Origin of the sequence: Protofrankia sp. CiP1_Cm_nod1 (assembly GCF_920888515.1) — a bacterium.
Lineage (GTDB): Bacteria > Actinomycetota > Actinomycetes > Frankiales > Frankiaceae > Protofrankia.
On the sequence record NZ_CAKKTM010000374.1, the window covers coordinates 6,719 to 9,091 of the forward strand.

Below are 2,373 nucleotides of genomic sequence, written 5' to 3' on the forward strand. Positions count from 1 at the left end.
GGGCGAGGAGGTAGGAGTCGAAACCGAGGCCGGTGATAGTCCCGGTCGCCACCGCGCTGATCACGCTGTGGTGCCGGAACGCCTCCCGGGCATGGGTCTGGCTCAGGTGGACCTCGACCAGCGGGCCCGCCACCTGCGCGGCCGCGTCGCGCAGCGCGTAGGAGTAATGCGACCAGGCACCCGGGTTCAGCACGACCGGGACGCCGAGGTCGGCGGCCTCGTGCAGCCAGCGCAGCATCGTGGCCTCGTCGTCGGTCTGCCGGCAGTCCGCCACCAGGCCGAGCTCCCCGGCCAGCTCCTGGCAGGCCGCCACCAGGTCGGCGTAGCTGCGGCTGCCGTACACCGCCGGCTCCCGCAGCCCCAGCCGGCCGAGGTTCGCCCCGCTGAGCACCATGACCTTCACGACCGGGCCCTCATGACCGGGATCTTCATACCCGGGCCTGCGTGGCCGGGCCTGCGTGGCCGCGCCCTCGTGGGCGGGCTCCCGACGCGCCAGGCCCCGGCGGGGCCTCCCCCGTGCGCCTGGCCCGGGTGTGCCGGGGTGCTGTCACCGCTCGTCCACGCCGGGCAGGTCCGACAGCTCCCGGGCCACCTCCGAGAACGCGGCCACGACCAGTGCCCGGTCCGGGTCCTCCAGGATGCGTGGCCGGCCGAGCCCCTCGAGGGCGACGAACCGCAGCCGCCGGCCGCGGCTCTTCTTGTCCAGCCGCATCGCGTCGAGCAGCTCCGGCCAGCGGTCCGCCCGGTAGACGGTGGGCAGCCCGACCCGTTCGAGCAGCGCCCGGTGCCGGTCGGCGGTGGGCTCGTCCAGGCCCAGCGCGAGCCGGCCCAGCGAGGCCGCGAAGACCATGCCGACCGATACCGCCGCACCGTGCCGCCAGCTGAACCCCTCGACCTTCTCGATGGCGTGCCCGAGGGTGTGCCCGTAGTTGAGGATCTCCCGCCGGCCGGCCTCCCGCGGGTCGGCCGACACCACCGCCGCCTTCACCCGGATCGACCGCTCGATCAGCTCGCGCTGGTGGCGCAGCCCGCTCGGGTCGTCCTCGAGCAGGTCGAGGATGGCCGGGTCGGCGATGAAACCGGCCTTCACGACCTCGGCCAGGCCCGAGATCCGCTCGTTGGCGGGCAGGCTCGCCAGCGTCGCCAGGTCGGCGAACACGGCGAGCGGATGGTGGAAGGCCCCGACGAGGTTCTTGCCGGCGTCGGTGTCGATGCCGGTCTTGCCGCCGACCGCCGCGTCCACCATCCCCAGGACCGTGGTCGGGACCTGCACGAGGTCGACGCCGCGCAGCCAGGTGGCGGCCACGAAGCCGGCGAGGTCGGTTGTCGCCCCGCCGCCGAGGCCGATCACGACGTCGTCGCGGGTGAAGCCGACCTGGCCGAGGACGTCCCAGCAGAAGCCGGCGACGCGGGCCTGCTTGGCCTCCTCGCCGTCGGGGACCTCGACCGCGTGGGCCTCGACCTTCGCGGCATCCCGCAGGTCCGCGACCACCGCCTCCGCGGTCGCCCGCAGCGCGCGGGGGTGGATGACCGCGGCCCGGGTGCGGCCGGCGACCCGCTCGGCGAGCTCGCCGAGCAGGCCCGTGCCGACCACGACCTGGTAGGGACGCTCGCCGGTGGGCGCGACCTCGATGCGGGTCACCGCGTCCGGGGCGGCCGGCCCCCCCTGGGACGCCAGCGGGGCGGCGGGGACCGGGGCCGCCGGCGATGTCGTCACGGCCCGACCAGCGGCCCAGGCAGCCGGCCCGCCGGCGCCGCGACAGCATGATCGTGATGCCGGCGGTCCGCCAGCAGCTTCTCGACCAACCCGACCACCTCCTCAGGTGTGTGCCCCACGGTGTCCACCACCGCGGCGGCGACTTCGGCGTACAACGGCGCGCGGGCCCGCAGCATCGCGGCGATCCTGGTGCGCGGCCCCTCGACCAGCAGTGGCCGGTCCCGGGCCAGGCCGACCCTGGCCACCGCGTCGTGGACCCCGACGTCGAGGTGGACGACGGTGTGCCCGCGCAGCGCCTGCCGGGTGGCCGCGTCCAGCACGGCCCCGCCGCCGAGGGCAAGCACCCCGTCGTGCCCGGCCAGGGCACGGGCGACGGCGTCCCGCTCCAGTGCGCGGAAGTGCTCCTCCCCCAGCTCGACGAAGATATCGGCGACGGACCGCCCGGCCCGGGCCTCGACGTCGGCGTCGGTGTCCCGGAAGGCCACCTCCAGCCGCCGCGCCAGCAGCCGTCCGACCGTGGTCTTCCCCGACCCGGGCGGGCCCACGAGCACCACGACCGGCCGCCGCACGCGGGCCGCCGCGGCAGCGCTGCCGGCGGCGGCACCCTCAGCGGCAACGCTGCCAGGGGCGACACCGTCGGCGGCGCCGCTGTCAGC

The 2,373-nt window shown here is 76.1% G+C and carries 3 protein-coding genes; all 3 read right to left on the bottom strand.

Annotation, left to right across the window (positions count from 1 at the left end; genetic code table 11):
- Nucleotides 1-394, bottom strand: a 394-nt coding sequence (locus NBX02_RS16715) for a type II 3-dehydroquinate dehydratase (protein ID WP_250292093.1), incomplete at its 3' end; no start/stop codon positions are given.
- A 153-nt stretch (nucleotides 395-547) separates the two neighbouring features.
- The gene (aroB, locus tag NBX02_RS16720; protein ID WP_250292095.1) at nucleotides 548-1,678 is read right to left on the bottom strand and encodes a 3-dehydroquinate synthase; all 1,131 of its coding nucleotides are present in this window, start codon (nucleotides 1,676-1,678) and stop codon (nucleotides 548-550) included.
- Between the two features lie 35 nt (nucleotides 1,679-1,713).
- A complete protein-coding gene (locus NBX02_RS16725) occupies nucleotides 1,714-2,286 on the bottom strand; it encodes a shikimate kinase (RefSeq protein WP_250292097.1) in 573 nt (190 codons plus the stop codon).
- Nucleotides 2,287-2,373: the final 87 nt, after the last annotated feature.